Source organism: Mycobacterium sp. (genome assembly GCF_008709575.1).
Lineage (GTDB): Bacteria > Actinomycetota > Actinomycetes > Mycobacteriales > Mycobacteriaceae > Mycobacterium.
Genome location: NZ_VYIK01000389.1, coordinates 1 through 668, shown reverse-complemented (window position 1 = coordinate 668; position 668 = coordinate 1). Strand labels below are relative to the sequence as shown.

Below are 668 nucleotides of genomic sequence, written 5' to 3'. Positions count from 1 at the left end.
ACCCGAGGGCACCGATCCCAGATAGAAAAGTCTCCGGGAAAACGGGGGAGGTCCACGTTGCGGTTCCTCGACGGCCCCCACGGCGCCCTGCTGCTCGGGCCCGTCGGGGTCGGCAAAACACACCTGGCCACCACGCTGGGTCACATCGCCGTACGCCGACGCATCCCCACCCTGATGCTGCGCGCTGATGCAATGTTCAAGCGGCTCAAAGCATCCCGGCTCGACAACAGCACCGAAGCCGAGATGCGCCGCCTGGCCCAAATCCGGCTGCTGATCATCGACGACTTCGCCCTACAGCCCATGGACGCCACCGCGACCGCCGACTTCTACGAGCTCGTCGTGGCCCGCCACCAACGAGCCTCGACTGTGCTGACCTCCAACCGCAGCCCCGATGAATGGCTGGCCATCATGACTGACCCACTGCTGGCCCAGTCCGCCGTCGACCGGCTCACCTCAACTGCCCACGAACTCGTCATCGAAGGCCAGTCCTACCGCCGCCGCCAAAAGCCCTCGGTTGACACCAGCCCAGCGACCGCCGATCATCCCCAATGAGCCAAACAGGTGGTCCATAGATACTGGCCAACCGGTGGTCCCATCCACCTGGCAAATGACACAACGCTGGAAGGACGTGTGGGCGGCTGGACAGGGCTTGCATACCACGCGCGAGA

Annotated in this window: 1 protein-coding gene; it reads left to right on the top strand. The window is 64.7% G+C overall.

Features of this window, described 5'->3' with window-relative positions; genetic code table 11:
* Positions 1–552, top strand: a 552-nt coding sequence (locus F6Q13_RS19140) for an AFG1/ZapE family ATPase (RefSeq protein WP_293059881.1), incomplete at its 5' end; no start/stop codon positions are given.
* Positions 553–668: the final 116 nt, after the last annotated feature.